The 14540-nt window shown below is 56.3% G+C and carries 16 protein-coding genes, 1 other RNA gene and 1 riboswitch; of the genes, 13 read left to right on the top strand and 4 right to left on the bottom strand.

Annotation, left to right across the window (positions count from 1 at the left end):
- Window positions 1-46 precede the first annotated feature (46 nt).
- Together sspA and BN1128_RS09115 are read left to right on the top strand one after the other, a co-directional pair.
- The gene (gene sspA / locus BN1128_RS09110) at window positions 47-676 is read left to right on the top strand and encodes a stringent starvation protein SspA (protein ID WP_005314352.1); all 630 of its coding nucleotides are present in this window, start codon (window positions 47-49) and stop codon (window positions 674-676) included.
- Complete coding sequence (locus BN1128_RS09115) at window positions 673-1098, top strand: ClpXP protease specificity-enhancing factor (protein ID WP_042867882.1); 426 nt, start codon at window positions 673-675, stop codon at window positions 1096-1098. Before sspA ends, BN1128_RS09115 begins: the two co-directional genes overlap by 4 nt.
- A 47-nt stretch (window positions 1099-1145) precedes the next feature.
- Here BN1128_RS09115 and dolP read toward each other — a convergent pair whose 3' ends face one another.
- From dolP to BN1128_RS09135, 4 genes are read right to left on the bottom strand one after another with little or no spacing between them, the layout of a single operon-like run.
- Window positions 1146-1724 (bottom strand): division/outer membrane stress-associated lipid-binding lipoprotein, encoded by a 579-nt coding sequence (gene dolP, locus BN1128_RS09120; RefSeq protein WP_042867884.1) that lies wholly within the window; start codon window positions 1722-1724, stop codon window positions 1146-1148.
- A gap of 4 nt (window positions 1725-1728) precedes the next feature.
- Window positions 1729-2319 carry a D-sedoheptulose-7-phosphate isomerase gene (locus BN1128_RS09125; RefSeq protein WP_005305871.1) on the bottom strand — a complete coding sequence of 197 codons (591 nt, stop codon included), beginning with the start codon at window positions 2317-2319 and terminating at the stop codon, window positions 1729-1731.
- Between the two features lie 9 nt (window positions 2320-2328).
- Window positions 2329-2721, bottom strand: coding sequence for a YraN family protein (locus BN1128_RS09130; RefSeq protein ID WP_156140166.1), 393 nt, complete (start codon window positions 2719-2721; stop codon window positions 2329-2331).
- Window positions 2642-4429: a penicillin-binding protein activator gene (locus BN1128_RS09135; protein WP_042867888.1), complete on the bottom strand. Its 1788-nt coding sequence runs from the start codon at window positions 4427-4429 to the stop codon at window positions 2642-2644. The genes BN1128_RS09130 and BN1128_RS09135 overlap by 80 nt, the downstream gene beginning before the upstream one ends.
- Window positions 4430-4628: 199 nt before the next feature.
- Between BN1128_RS09135 and rsmI the strand changes: the two genes are divergently transcribed.
- The 11 genes from rsmI to lfiE all read left to right on the top strand — a co-directional run bounded on the left by rsmI (window position 4629) and on the right by lfiE (window position 14530).
- Window positions 4629-5462, top strand: a complete 834-nt coding sequence (gene rsmI, locus BN1128_RS09140; RefSeq protein ID WP_042867890.1) for a 16S rRNA (cytidine(1402)-2'-O)-methyltransferase — start codon at window positions 4629-4631, stop codon at window positions 5460-5462.
- A 61-nt stretch (window positions 5463-5523) separates the two neighbouring features.
- Window positions 5524-5909, top strand: an RNA gene (gene rnpB / locus BN1128_RS24085) — RNase P RNA component class A.
- 227 nt (window positions 5910-6136) lie between these two features.
- Complete coding sequence (lfiM, locus tag BN1128_RS09145; RefSeq protein ID WP_167335802.1) at window positions 6137-7012, top strand: lateral flagellar motor switch protein LfiM; 876 nt, start codon at window positions 6137-6139, stop codon at window positions 7010-7012.
- 7 nt (window positions 7013-7019) lie between these two features.
- Window positions 7020-7397, top strand: a complete 378-nt coding sequence (gene lfiN, locus BN1128_RS09150) for a lateral flagellar motor switch protein LfiN (RefSeq protein WP_042867894.1) — start codon at window positions 7020-7022, stop codon at window positions 7395-7397.
- Window positions 7397-8131, top strand: coding sequence for a flagellar type III secretion system pore protein FliP (fliP, locus tag BN1128_RS09155; RefSeq protein ID WP_042468028.1), 735 nt, complete (start codon window positions 7397-7399; stop codon window positions 8129-8131). The genes lfiN and fliP overlap by 1 nt, the downstream gene beginning before the upstream one ends.
- A gap of 1 nt (window position 8132) precedes the next feature.
- On the top strand, window positions 8133-8402 hold the full coding sequence (gene lfiQ, locus BN1128_RS09160; protein WP_005314303.1) for a lateral flagellar biosynthetic protein LfiQ: 270 nt from the start codon (window positions 8133-8135) through the stop codon (window positions 8400-8402).
- Window positions 8399-9181, top strand: coding sequence for a lateral flagellar biosynthetic protein LfiR (gene lfiR, locus BN1128_RS09165; RefSeq protein ID WP_042867898.1), 783 nt, complete (start codon window positions 8399-8401; stop codon window positions 9179-9181). Before lfiQ ends, lfiR begins: the two co-directional genes overlap by 4 nt.
- Entirely contained in the window at window positions 9178-10314 is a 1137-nt protein-coding gene (flhB, locus tag BN1128_RS09170) for a flagellar biosynthesis protein FlhB (RefSeq protein ID WP_042867901.1), read from the top strand. Before lfiR ends, flhB begins: the two co-directional genes overlap by 4 nt.
- Before the next feature lie 3 nt (window positions 10315-10317).
- Window positions 10318-12393: a lateral flagellar biosynthesis protein LfhA gene (lfhA, locus tag BN1128_RS09175; RefSeq protein ID WP_042867903.1), complete on the top strand. Its 2076-nt coding sequence runs from the start codon at window positions 10318-10320 to the stop codon at window positions 12391-12393.
- Window positions 12394-12588: 195 nt separating this feature from the next.
- Window positions 12589-12676, top strand: a riboswitch (cyclic di-GMP riboswitch).
- Window positions 12677-12815: 139 nt separating this feature from the next.
- Window positions 12816-14192 (top strand): lateral flagellar response regulator transcription factor LafK, encoded by a 1377-nt coding sequence (gene lafK, locus BN1128_RS09180; protein WP_042867906.1) that lies wholly within the window; start codon window positions 12816-12818, stop codon window positions 14190-14192.
- An 11-nt stretch (window positions 14193-14203) separates the two neighbouring features.
- Window positions 14204-14530, top strand: coding sequence for a lateral flagellar hook-basal body complex protein LfiE (gene lfiE, locus BN1128_RS09185; protein WP_081097860.1), 327 nt, complete (start codon window positions 14204-14206; stop codon window positions 14528-14530).
- The last annotated feature ends 10 nt before the right edge of the window (window positions 14531-14540 follow it).

The raw sequence follows: 14540 nt of genomic DNA on the forward strand, positions 1-14540 counted from the left end.
AAGATGCTTCATTGCCGTTTCTGCTTTTTAATGACGGGAGGGTTCAATGGCTGTAGCTGCCAATAAGCGTTCGGTAATGACGCTGTTTTCCGGTGCCAACGATATGTTCAGCCATCAGGTGCGCATTGTCCTGGCGGAGAAGGGTGTTAGCGTAGATATTTGCCAGGTTGACCCAAGCAACCTGCCGGATGAGCTGGCCGAGCTGAACCCGTACAACACTGTACCGACTCTGGTCGATCGTGAGCTGGCACTGTACACCTCACGCATCATCATGGAGTATCTGGACGAGCGCTTCCCGCACCCGCCCCTGATGCCGGTCTACCCGGTAGCCCGCGGTAACAGCCGTCTGATGATGCATCGCATCGAGCTGGACTGGTACTCCCTGGCCGACAAGATCATGGCGGGTACTGACGTGGATGCGGCTCGTGCCGAACTGCGTGACAACCTGCTGGCCATCGCGCCTATCTTCGGTGAAATGCCGTATTTCATGAGCGAAGAGTTCGGTCTGGTCGATTGCTACATGGCCCCGCTGTTGTGGCGTCTGCCTAGTCTGGGGATCGATTTCGCCGGTCGTGGTGCCAAAGAGCTGAAAGCCTATATGGTTCGTCTGTTCGAGCGTGAATCCTTCCAGGCTTCCTTGACCGAAGCTGAACGTGAGATCCGCGCTGGCGTATGAGCATGGAACCAACAATGACACCCAGTCGCCCGTATCTGTTACGGGCATTCTTTGACTGGTTGCTGGATAACGAGCTGACTCCGCATCTGGTGGTCAACGTCAATATCCCCCATGTGATGGTGCCGATGCAGTTTGTCCAGGATGGACAAATCGTGTTGAACATAGCGCCACGTGCGGTGGGGCAGTTCCACATGGACAATGAAGCAGTCAGCTTCAGCGCCCGTTTTGGTGGAGTCTCCCAGCAGGTTTATATCCCGATGGCCGCCGTATTGGCGATTCATGCCAGGGAAAACGGCGTGGGTACCCTGTTCCCGCCCGAGCCAGGTTACGATCTCTGGCTGGAGCAGGCCGAAGCACCGGTGGAGCCCGAGCCGGAACCACCGCGTCCGACCGGACGTCCGACGCTGAAAGTCATCAAATAAAAACGCAGCCAGTTGGCTGCGTTTTTTTATGGCAATTTGTTCATCGTTCAGTTCTGGGCGAACTCGAAAGCCTTGATGACGCGCTTCACGCCGCTGACGTGGCGAGCGATCTCGACGGCCTGATCCCCTTCCTGGCGAGTGACCAGGCCAATCAGGAACACCTCGCCATTCTCGGTGACCACCTTGACCTTGGCGCTGTCGAAATTCTTGGCTCCCAGCATGTCCGCGCGGACCTTGGAGGTGATCCAGGAGTCATTGCTGCGCACCCCTATGCTGACCGGCTGGCCGAGGCGCAGTTCGTTGTAGACGTGGCGCACCCCTTCGATCCGGGCGACTACCTTGCCGGCCTCGAGTTTGTAGGCGTCAGAAGGTGTCTGACCGACCAGCAGCACGCGGCCATTGTTGCTGTAAACACTGATCTTGCTGGCCGCGCTCAGCGGCTTGTTGTCGGCCAGCAGGTTGGCCGCTTTCAGCTCGATGGCCTGATCGTCCCACTGGGCACCCAGGGTACGGCGATCACCGGAAGCCTTGGCAGTTCCGGCGGCACCGCCCACTACCACAGCCGCGCAGCCTTGCAGCAGCAGGGTGCCGGCCAGCAGGCCGAGCAGGAGAGTTTGTTTCTTCATGGTTTCAATCTTCCTGTTGCGGGAAAAGAGTCTGGTCGATGAGATCACACAGGCAGTGCAGGGTCAACAGGTTCACTTCCAGAATGCGGGGACGACGGGCGGATGGTACCCGGATCTCTACATCGTTGGGACCGAGCAGGCCGGCGATCTCGCCACCGTCACCGCCGCCGAGCACCACTATGGTCATGTCGCGGGAGAGGGCGGCTTCGGCTGCCTTGATCAGGCTGCGGCTGTTGCCCGTGGTGGTGATGACCACCAGGATGTCGCCAGGTTGACCCAGCGCCCGGATCTGCTTGGCATAGACCTCCTCGAAGCCATGGTCGGTGGCGATGGCGCTGATGGTCGCCATGTCGGGGGTCAGCGCCATGCCGGGCAGGGAGGGACGCTCTGTCTCGTAGCAGTTGACCAGCTCGGAGATGAACAGCTGGGCCAGCGCCGCTGAAGGACCATTACCGCATGCCATCACCTTGTGGCCATTGAGCAGACAGATGGTCAGCATCTGGGCCGCAGTATGGATAGCGTCCGGCAGCGCCTCGGCGGCGGCAATCTTGGTCTGGATGCTTTCGGTGTAGTTCTCTTTGATGCGGTCAGTCATAGGGTCCTCTTAAAATGCGTTCTGGATCCAGTCTGGCTGGTCGCCCTCGAACGCAATCACATCGAATCGGCAGGCCTGGCTGGCCTCGTTGATGGCATGTTGCTTGAAATAGTGGCGCGCTGCCAGCACGATCTTGTGCTGCTTGCGCCGGGTGACCGAGCTGGCTGCTCCGCCATGGCTGGTGTTGGCGCGGTAGCGGACCTCAACAAACACCAGGGTTTCCCCCTGGCGCATGATGAGATCGATTTCGCCACCCCGACAGCGGTAGTTGCGGGTCACGGGTTGCAGGCCGCGGGCCTGCAACCAGCGTTCAGCTACCTGCTCAAAGTGCTGTCCCTTGTTCGTCGGTGACGGGAACAGGTTCTGCCACTGCTGGCTCATCCGTGCCAATAGACCCTTCATGGGAGGCTCCCTCGAGCTGAGGCATGGCACTGTCGCTGACCAGCTTGCCGTTCTGGTAGGTGGCCCAGTCCAGTACCCGCACTATGTTGCCGCTGGCGTCCACGCTCAGCTGGCCGCTCATGCCCGGTTGCTGCATGGCATTGACCTTGCGCATCTGCTGCAGGTTTTCCGCCAGGCTGACGGCATCGTAACCGAGCGCGAACAGACGCAGCAGGTCACCCTGGGTCTGTGGCCAAAGCAGGGCGATCTGCTCCCGTTGCTTCTCGTAGCCACCCAGCAGCAGTGGCATGTCGGAGATGTGCATGCCATTGAGCTCGGAGGCAACCTCTGTGGTGGCGCTGTCGTAGCTGCGTGAGCTGCTGTAGATGGGCAGGCTGCCCATGGGATTGACCGAGATGTCCACATAGGGCTTGATCATCCGGGTCTCCAGGCTGTTGGCGACTACATAGACCACATCTATGCTGCGCGGGGCGGCTGCTGAGAGTTGCACCACTTCCCCGGCCCGGGCGGTCGAGCGGCCGCTCAGGGCATTCTTGACCATCCCCTGCACCTCGTTGCGGGCACCGAAGGTGGCCACGACCGGTTTGTCCTGGCTCACTGTGGCCCATGCCTGCTCGAACGCCTTGATGCTGCTGTAGCCGATCCGCCCCTGGGCGGCGATCAGCAAGGGCTTGCGATAACCCTGACCGTAGAGATATTGCGCGGCCTGGGTCGCATCGGCGGCAGCCGAGAGGGAGAAGTAGAAGGTGTTGTCATTGACGATCGGCTTGTCCAGCTCGTTCAGTGCCAGCACGGGCACGCTCGGATTGGACTTGAGCAGCTCCTCGACCCTGTCCTTGAGCAACGGGCCTATGATCATGTTGGCCCCTTCCTGAATGGCCTGCTTGTAGAGCTCGCCCATCGCCTTGGCCTGGGTGTCATAGAAGTTGAGGGTAAATTGACCCTGATTCTCCTTGTAAGACATCAACATGCCGTTGCGGATAGCGGCGCCCTGAGGCTCCAGGTTGCCGGAGAGCGGCAGGAACACGGCGATCTGCTGCAGCGTATTGATGTGGCTGGTAGCGAGATCCCCCAGACCGGCCGGCATGTCTTTCTGGGCCGGGTGGTTCGGGAAGGCCTGCTTCCAGCCTGCCAGCTGACGGGCCAGCTGACTGGGCTGGGCACCGAACTCGTTAACCAGTGCCGCCAGTCGCAGCCAACCCGTGGTCACGTCAGGGGCTGGTGCCTCTTCCAGTGCCTGCAGGGTGGACGGGGTCATGCTTTTCAGCAGAGACCAGATCTGCTGATGGTTGGTCGACAGCTCATTCTGGGCCAGATAGGGCTCCATCAAGATCAGCGACTTGGCGGCACCAAACTTGTTGTTGATATCCAGCTGCAGCACCACTCGCTGGCGATACCAATTTTTCTGGGTATCGGCATCCAGCGGCACGTCCGGTTTGCCCTCCAGCAGGATCAGCGCCTGGTTGGCGTTGCCCTGGGCGAGTAACAGATGTGCCTGCAATAGTTGCAGCTGCGCCTTCTGCTCCGCGCTCTGGGCCTGCTTCTGTAGTTGCTGGTAAAGCGCCGATGCCGGCTTGGCCTGGCCGAGTGCCAGGTAGCTGCGCGCTGCCATCACCTGCCAAGTAAAGGCTTCGGCCGGTTTGACGGGATCCACCTGCTCCAGATACCACTGGGCATTTTTGGTCAGATTGGAGAACGCAGACGGCATGCCTGGTTGCCCGGAAGGTTGATTGGGCCCCGAGGCACAGGCGGCTAGCAGTACTGCCGCGAGTAGGATGCCGAAGAGTCGTGATACACTTAGCTGCTTTGTAACCCGGTTCAAGTTCATTCCCCGACCAGTGTTGAAGTTCTCCATAGTGTAAACGGGCCAATATGGCGACACAATTGTCGGGACACTCGGAGATCCCATGAGTGACATCCCAACCCTGTATATAGTCCCCACTCCGATCGGTAATCTGGCGGACATCACCCAGCGTGCATTGGACATTTTACGCAGTGTCGATCTGGTGGCTGCCGAGGATACGCGTCATACCGGTATCCTGCTGAGCCACTACCAAATCTCGGTTCCCACCTTCGCGCTGCACGATCACAACGAGCAGCAGAAAGCCGATGTGCTGATCGGCAGGATCAAGGAGGGCAAGAGCGTCGCCTTGGTCTCCGATGCGGGTACCCCGCTCATCAGCGACCCAGGTTACCACTTGGTCACCCGCTGTCGCGAAGCGGGCGTCAAGGTAGTGCCACTGCCCGGTCCTTGTGCCGCCATCACGGCCCTGAGCGCTGCCGGTTTGCCGACCGACCGCTTCGCCTTCGAAGGATTTTTGCCCGCCAAAAGCAAAGGGCGTGATGACAGATTGCAGGCCGTGATCGAAGACACCCGCTCACTGGTATTTTATGAATCCCCACGTCGGGTGCAGGATACGGTAGAAGCGATTGCTCGCATTCTGGGGGAGCGTCAAGTGGTGGTGTGCCGCGAATTGACCAAGACCTTCGAATCCATCCATGGTCTGCCCGCTTCCGAGATGCTGATCTGGCTCGATCAGGACGATAACCGCTGCCGTGGCGAGATAGTACTGGTGGTCGCCGGTGCCAGCAAGGTGGATGAAGAGCTGCCCTTTGATGCGATCCGTACCTTGGGGCTGCTGGTCGCCGAATTGCCGCTGAAAAAAGCAGCAGCCCTGACCGCCGAGATCCATGGCGTCAAGAAGAATGCTCTCTACAAATACGGTCTCGAGCACTATTAATCCGGGGAAAGGCCAATTGCAGGTTTACCCGGGCCGGCGGACAAGGCTATAATCCGCGCCCGGAGTCGGCTGGGCAATCGCTGCTTCGTCGTTGTGTCCCTCGGGACAGACGGGCGAAGGGGAGGAAAGTCCGGGCTTCATAGGGCAGGGTGCCAGGTAACGCCTGGGAGGCGCGAGCCTACGACCAGTGCAACAGAGAGCAAACCGCCGATGGCCCGCAAGGGATCAGGTAAGGGTGAAAGGGTGCGGTAAGAGCGCACCGCGCGACTGGCAACAGTTCGTGGCACGGTAAACTCCACCCGAAGCAAGACCAAATAGGCCCCTATTGGCGCGGCCCGCGTTGGGGGCGGGTAGGTTGCTTGAGCCAGTGAGCGATTGCTGGCCTAGAGGAATGATTGCTACCGGGGCAACCCGGAACAGAACCCGGCTTACAGGCCGACTCCGACCTATTAAAGGTATGCAAGTACCTTAAAATCCCGGCACCTTCTGGTGCCGGGATTTTTATTTTTGGGTTGCCAGACTGTCTCGTGGCGCCTTTTAGGGTTTTGTAATAAAGTTCTCGCCCATTCTGGTCGCTCTATGTTGGCTGGACTATTTGTACCGATCACATGGCTGGCCTGATAGATGTCTCTGTGGCAGTAAGGCGAGATAAAAATGGCTAAGGTGGATTCTTCATGTCATCAAGCGGCGTAATGCTGACACCTTCTCGGTTACTTTGTGCTGAGCGGGGTAAAACCCTTCCCCATTATGATCTTCTGGGTGTCGAGCGAGCAGACCGAGAACAACTCAAACAAGTAAATGCCCAGTTAGGGACTTTCTCCCTGCAGGCGGCGGGCTGCATGGCTCAGCTATTCAATAGCGCTGACTGCGAGCTGACTTATCAGGAGTTCATCGCTGTTTCATCTCCGGAAGATGATGATGGCTTGATCTGGATTGAGGCCCGTAGTCCGCTTGATACCCAACGGGTCGCTTATTTCTCCATATCCCCTTCAGTTATCTATCGCTTGGCGGTGCTCTTCTTCGGCGGCTCTTTACGCAATCAGGAAGAAACTGTCTCTCATAGCAAAGGATTGACGGATACCGAGCAACGCTTGGTGTTGCGTCTTTGCCAATATCAGGTCGACATCTGGTCCTCCTGCCTGGGGCTGGGTGATCTCGAATGGCAATTGACCTTGATTACACGTGATGCCCTCCCGGTGTCACGGTTGTGGATGGCCGCAGCCACCCTGACGGTGGGGAGCTTTTCCCATGGTTGGCAGTTGTGGCTGGTTCCACCCGCGGAGAGAACAGGCCCTGCGGTAGGGCACACCTTGCAAGATGGCGCCTTGGAGCAGGCACTAACACATATTCCCGCACGTTTACGCGTGGTGATGGGGCAGTTGTCCATGACGCTGGCCGACCTGGAGTGTCTCAAGGTGGGCGATGTGCTCTCGCTGGATTTACCTGAAGTGGTGCCAGCCCTGATTGGTAACCGTCCCTGCTTTAGTGGACGTATCGCTGAACATAAAGGCAGCCTGGTTTATCAGGTCGCGACGGTCGTAGAGGAATAATCGAATCATGAACGAGCACACTATGAATGACCCGCTGGATTTGGATGGTCTGGATCAATTGTTTGGTGATGATATCAGCATGCCGAGTGCGGCAGACTATATGGCTCCTACCAGTAGTAGCAAGCAGCGGGATCTCTCCTTCTTTCGCCAGATCCCGGTCAAGGTAACGCTGGAAGTGGCCAGTACCGAGGTCTCGCTGGGGGAATTGATGCGAGTGGAAGAAGGGGCTGTTATCGAGCTCGATAAATTGGCTGGTGAGCCGCTTGACGTCCGGGTAAATGGTCGTCTGCTGGCCAAGGGGGAAGTCGTTGTGGTCAATGGTAAATATGGTCTGCGTCTGGTGGATGTGATCGACACCAATCTGCTGGGTGGCATGGACGACTGATGCGCCACCTGCTGTTTGCTCTGCTGTTGTGTTCGCTGCCCAGTTGGGGGGCAGACATGACATTGTTCTCGGTTTTACCGGGGGCGGAAGGTGGGGAGGACTACAACATCAAGTTGCAGATCCTGTTCTTTATGACCCTTTTGGGGCTCCTTCCGACGCTATTGCTCATGATGACCAGCTTTACCCGGATCATCATAGTGCTGGCGATTCTGCGCCAGGCGATGGGCTTGCAGCAGAGCCCTCCCAACCGTGTACTGATAGGCATCAGTTTGATATTGACGATAGTGATCATGCGCCCTGTCTGGACTGACATGTATCAGCATGCATTCATCCCTTACGACCAGAATGAAATTAGCCTGTCGGAGGGGATTGCTCGGGCTGAAAAGCCCTTACGTCATTTTATGCTGGCGCAGACCCGTGAACCTGATCTGGAACAGATGCTGCGGATCTCCGGTGAACCCACCTCCCTCACCAAGGATGAGGTTCCGTTTGGGGTCTTGTTGCCTGCTTTTGTGCTGAGTGAACTGAATACAGCCTTCCAGATAGGATTTATGTTGTTTATCCCCTTTCTGGTGATAGATCTGGTCGTTGCCAGCGTGCTGATGGCGATGGGGATGATGATGCTCTCGCCCCTGATCATCTCGTTACCGTTCAAACTGATGGTGTTCGTGCTGGTGGATGGCTGGTCCATGACGGTAGGCACCCTCGCAGCTAGCTTTGGTAGTGGAGGCTGACGTGACACCAGAGCAGAGTGTGGCGCTCATTGGTGGTGCCGTTAACCTCGTGGTGGTGATGGTTTCGGTACTGATTGTACCGAGCCTGATTGTCGGTTTGGTCGTCAGCGTGTTTCAGGCTGCCACCCAGATCCAGGAGCAAACACTCAGCTTCTTGCCACGTTTTCTGGTGACTTTGATGACGCTCATCTTCACTGGCAACTGGTTGCTCTCCCAAATCACGACCCTGTTCCACGATCTGTTTCTAAAGATACCCGGGCTGATTGGATGAATTCTCTGCTGTCCCTCAGTGCTGCCGACCTGACGGCCTGGCTGGGGCAGTGGTGGTGGCCATTCATCCGGATTGCCACCGCATTTTGGGTTATGCCGGTATTTGGTGATGGTCGGATCCCGCCACAAGTGCGTTTGCTCCTCGCCTTCATTGTCAGCCTGTTGATCGCTCCCATGTTAAAAGAGATGCCAGTGGTCGATCCTCTCAGCACTGGTGCCCTAGTGCTGACTGTGGAGCAACTGTTGTTCGGGCTGCTGTTCGGACTCTGTGTCCAGATGTTGTTCATGATCATGACCATGGCAGGGCAGATCCTCTCCATGCAGATGGGCCTTGCGATGGCAGTGATGAATGATCCCAGCAACGGGGATTCTGCACCTATCGTCAGCCAGCTGATGCTTATCTTCTGTTCACTGTTGTTTCTTGGGCTCAATGGTCATCTGGTCACTTTGGATGTGCTGGTACAGAGCTTGCGCAGCTGGCCACCGGGATCTTCGCTCGACTTGCTGGATATGAAAGGGGTCATAGGTTTGTTTGGTTGGTGTATTGGTGCCGCATTGATCCTGACCTTGCCTGCGGTGGTGGCCATGTTGATGGTCAACCTGACCTTCGGGGTCATGAACCGCACTGCGCCATCTCTGAACATATTTTCGCTGGGTTTTCCCATGACCTTGTTGCTCGGGTTGGTGACCATGGCTATTTCCATCAGTGGCGTCCCGGCCCGCTACCTTGACTTGGTGGCGCATGTGCTGGAGCAACTCAGGGCTCTGACCCCGTCATGAGCCAGAATAGCGCCCAGGATAAAACCGAAGAGGCCTCTTCCCAGAAACTGCGCAAGGCTCGGGAAGAGGGACAGATAGCGCGCTCCAAGGAGCTGAGCTCCGCCGGGCTGTTGCTGCTGGGGGGCCTCGCCATGCAATGGATGGTACCCAGCTTTGGCCACTTCTTTGCCGAGTTGATGAAACGCCCTCAACGCTTTGACTGGCAAGGCGCCCGCGATCCGCAAATGATGATTCACTGGACGGCTGAAGCCCTGCTCAGCATGTTGTGGGTGCTGCTACCTCTGTTCGGTTTTCTGGCGTTGTTGCTGGTACTGCTCAGCATAGTGCCAGGTGGCATGGTACTGACTTGGAAGAAATTACTGCCCAGCGCAGAGAAGCTCAATCCGCTCAAGGGGCTCAAGCGGATGTTCTCAACTCACAGCCTGATGGAACTGCTGAAGTCAGTGCTCAAGATCCTGCTGATTGGCTCAACGTTGGCACTGATGCTGCAGCATCAATGGCCCTTGCTGATGATGATGAACCGCATGCCGCCCCAGGCCGCGATGGAGCAGGCGCTGCGGATCCTCTCTCAGGCATTTATCTTGCTTGGCAGTGTGCAGATGTTGATTGCAGTACTGGACGTGCCGTATCAGCGTTGGTCCCTGAACAAGCAACTTCGAATGACCAAGCAAGAGGTCAAGGATGAGCACAAAAACAGTGAAGGGCGGCCTGAGATAAAGGCCAAGATCCGCCAGGTACAAGGGATGCTTGCCCGGGCTCGTATCGAGCAGCGTGTACCGCAGGCAGATGTGATCATCGTCAACCCGACCCACTATGCGGTGGCCATTAAATATGATCCTGAGCGGGCAAATGCCCCTTACGTGATTGCCAAAGGGGTTGACGGCATGGCGGAACGGATCCGCCAGGTTGCAAAGCAGCACGACAAGATGGTCATAAGTCTGCCGGATCTGACCCGGGCTATCTACTACTCCACCCGGGTCGACCAGGAAGTGCCTGCGGGTCTTTACACCGCAGTGGCTTATGTGCTGAACCATGTATTGCAGTTACGGGCCTATGCGGCAGGCAAGGGGAAAAAACCTACTCCTCTTGCCCCTTTGCATGTGCCGCCCGAGTTACGTCAACCTGAGAGGTAAGTTGTGAACTGGCGTGTATTGACCCAATCCTATACCGCGATCCCCATGCTGCTCCTGGCCATATTGGCCATGATGATCTTGCCTCTGCCCGGTTGGCTGCTGGATGTCCTGTTCACGTTCAACATAGTGTTGGCGGTTCTGGTGCTGCTGGTTTCTGTCTCGGCTCGCCGTCCGCTCGATTTCTCCGTCTTCCCCACAGTGTTGCTGGTAGCAACCCTGATGCGGTTGTCGCTCAACGTTGCTTCTACCCGCGTCGTCTTGTTGCATGGTCACGAGGGGCATGAGGCTGCCGGTAAAGTCATTCAGGCCTTCGGGGAAGTGGTCATCGGTGGCAACTATGTCGTCGGTCTGGTGGTCTTCGTGATCCTGATGATCATCAACTTCGTGGTGATCACCAAGGGTGGTGAGCGGATATCCGAGGTATCCGCTCGTTTCACCCTGGATGCGATGCCTGGTAAACAGATGGCGATCGATGCCGATCTCAACGCCGGTACCATGGATCAGCATCAGGCCCGCGCACGGCGTGACGAGATTGCCAGAGAGGCTGATTTTTACGGTGCGATGGACGGTGCGTCCAAGTTCGTGCGAGGGGATGCCATCGCCGGCTTGCTGGTGTTGATCATCAACTTGGTGGGTGGTTTGGCGATCGGTATCTTCCAGCACTCGCTGCCGGTTGCGGAGGCGTTCCAAAGTTACGCACTGCTCACCATAGGTGACGGTCTAGTCGCTCAGATCCCTTCTTTGCTGATGTCTACCGCTGCGGCCATCATAGTGACTCGGGTCAGCGATGAAGGCGAGATGTCGGATCAAGTGGGTCAGCAGATCCTGGCATCGCCACGGGTTATCTACACCGCTGCTGCCATCATGTTGATCCTGGGTCTGGTGCCAGGTATGCCTATGCTGGCTTTTCTCAGCTTTGCCGCCGTGCTGGCATGGGCCGGTTGGAGTGTCAGCAAGCGTCGGGTCAATGATCCTGATCTCGATGCAGCCCAGGAGCTGACGCGCCAGATGGTGCAGTCCGAGCCACAGGGACTGGAGTGGCAGGACCTGCCTCCTGTCGATGCGGTCGCCATTGAACTGGGCTATCGGCTGGTGCCCTTGGCAGAAGCGGACAAGGGAGCCGAACTGCTTGCCCGGGTACGGGGTATTCGCAAGACTCTGTCCGAGCAATATGGCTTCCTGCTGCCCGAGATCCGGGTGCGTGACAACTTGCAGTTGCAACCCGATCAATACCGGATCAAGTTGTCCGGTGTGGCACTTGCGGCTGGTAACGTCGACTGTCAGCGACTGATGGCCATCAGCAGCGGGGAGACGTATGGAGTCCTGGACGGTGAGCTGACCCAGGATCCCGCCTATGGCATGAATGCAGTCTGGATCTCGCCGGAGAACAAGGCCAAGGCCTTGAATCTGGGTTATTCCGTGGTCGATTCCGCGACAGTTATTGCCACTCATGCCAGCAAGTTGTTGAGAGAGCAGCTTGATTCTCTGTTTGGCCATGATGAGGTGGGCAAGTTGGGCCAGTATCTGGCTACCCAGTCACCCCGTCTGGCAGAAGAACTTAATCTGGCGCTGACCCAGATGCAGCAACTGAGGGTTTTCCGCCAGTTGCTCAAGGAGCAGATCAGCCTCACCGATATTCGAACCATTGCCACCACCTTGCTGGATGCGAGCGAACTGACCAAGGATCCTGTCTTGCTGGCATCCGATGTCAGATGTGCCTTGAAACGCCAGATTGTCAGACAGGCGATTGGATCGCGCGATATTTTAGCCGCGTTTACCTTGGAGGATCGTCTGGAGCAGACGCTGTTGGCTGCAATGAACCAGTCCCAGCAGCAGGGAAAGATTCATTTGGATAGCTTTCCGGTTGATCCTCAGTTGCTGGCGCAGTTACAGCAAAATATGCCGTTGGTGAAAGAGCAGTTGCAACAGCAAGGTCATGCTCCGGTATTGGTTGTCATGCCCCAGCTCAGACCCTTGATGGCGCGATATGCTCGTTCTTTTTCAAAAGGTCTCAAAGTGCTCTCTTATAATGAAATACCTGAAGATCTGAGGGTGGAAGTTATTGGGACACTGGGCTGAAGCTGAACTGCCATGTTATGAACTGATCGGAAGGTTATATTCCGCATATCTACTTGAATTGTCACTGGAAGCCGCTATGATGTGACTGTTTTTGACGCACCAAGTGTTAAAAATAAATAACAAATATAACAATTCACATGTGTCACACAGCGATCACTAGATAGGTGGAGCTGTCTTGTCCCAATACGGACAGTCGCATGATAAAGGCAAACTGAACTGAAAAGTCAGGACGCAAAGCCTCCGGTCTAATAGCTGAAATGCTAATGATAGCGGGGTTACCAAGGCCATTGTTACCGCCTTGATACCATTCTCTGCATAAATGAGACGCCCATTAGAGGCGCCATTTTCGGCATGGTGCGCTTTTATTTTTGACATATCAGTTCTGTTGATTGGTTTGTCCACAATCACGGGTTCGGGTTCATATGCTTTCGGATATATCTATCAAGAAAAACTCAAGACCCATTGGTATTGAGACCGCTCCTCATTTGTTATTGATCAGACCTACGTTATCAAATGGAAACGATATAGAGGGGATATTGTTGGCGCAGGGATACGCTGTTTCTTGTGTTGACTCGATCAAGAAGTCCAAATTAATTCTCGCCAATAACTCAGTTGCTCTGATCTTGCTTGATATGGATCTCATGACCGAGGCTGGCCCTCAATTAGTGCATGAATTCTGCGGCGTCGACTGCGTCATCCTGGTTAATGAACAGCAGGCTTATCTTGCGGCAGAAGCAATGCGGGCGGGGGCGATTGACTACATCATTAAACCCTTTGGCTGTCAGCAAATGCTCGATGCGGTGAAGGGGGCGCTGCGTCTGCGCCAATCCATTCCCAATCTTATCGCTACCTCTGCCATGAGCCTGCAGGTGCTGCAACTGGCCCGTCGTGCTGCCAAGACGTCTGCCACCATCCTGATTAGTGGTGAGTCGGGGACGGGTAAAGAGCGACTGGCTCGTTATATCCACGACATGTCCAACCGTGCCGGCAAACCGTTTATCGCGATCAACTGTGCTGCCATTCCTGAATCCATGCTCGAATCCATTTTGTTTGGCCATAACAAGGGGGCCTTTACCGGTGCGACAGGCACGCAACCGGGCAAGTTTGAGCTGGCGCAGGGCGGGACCCTGCTACTCGACGAAATTTCTGAGTTGCCGTTGTCGCTGCAGGCCAAGTTGCTGCGTGTTTTGCAAGAGAAGGAAGTCGAGCGGTTAGGCAGTCACCAAACCATAGCGTTGGATATACGGATTATCGCTGCCAGCAACAAAGATATACGGACGCTTGTTGCCGTGGGCCAGTTTCGGGAAGATCTGTTTTATCGTCTCGACGTGCTTCCTATGAGTTGGCCAGCGCTACGGGAGCGCCCGGATGACATACTGCCATTGGCCGAATATTTCATCGAGAGGCATGCTCCTCAGCAAGGCTACCGTCTGAGCGAAAGCGCCCGTCAGCAGCTGTTGGCGTATGGCTGGCCTGGCAATGTCCGGGAGCTGGATAACGTCATACAACGTTCATTAATCATGGCTCGCGGATTGCATATTCAAGCAGTGGATTTGATGCTGCCCAGTTACACCATTGAATCCGACGATGCGTTACCGGAAGCGTTTTCCGCCCCGGAAGGGCTCAGCGAGACGCGTCGGTATGCCGAATTTCAATTTGTACTAGAGACCCTGCGTCGCTTTCGCGGCCATCGGACCCGCACGGCAGAGGCCCTTGGTATGACGACCCGGGCACTGAGATACAAGCTGGCGGCCATGCGTGAGCAGGGCATAGATATTGAGCAGCAGCTTCAAAACTAAGGGATAACCGAGTGAAGATTGAAATGATGTCATCACAGGTGACGCTCTTGCAGCAGATGCAGGAGATGCAGCGAGTCGCCAACCAAACCCCTTCCATCGAATTAAATGATGCATCGAATGTGTCATTTACCGATGCCATGCGCGATGTCGTTGGACGAGTCAACGAGCAGCAAAATACCGCCTCAAAACTGATGACCGCCGTCGATGCGGGTCAGAGCGATGATCTGGTGGGGGCCATGGTGGCCAGCCAGAAAGCGGGTCTCAGCTTTTCTGCCCTGATGCAGGTGCGAAACAAGCTGATGACAGGCTTTGACGACATTATGCGCATGCCACTCTGAGGTAAGTGAT

The sequence above is a fragment of the Aeromonas piscicola genome (assembly GCF_000820005.1).
GTDB lineage: Bacteria > Pseudomonadota > Gammaproteobacteria > Enterobacterales > Aeromonadaceae > Aeromonas > Aeromonas piscicola.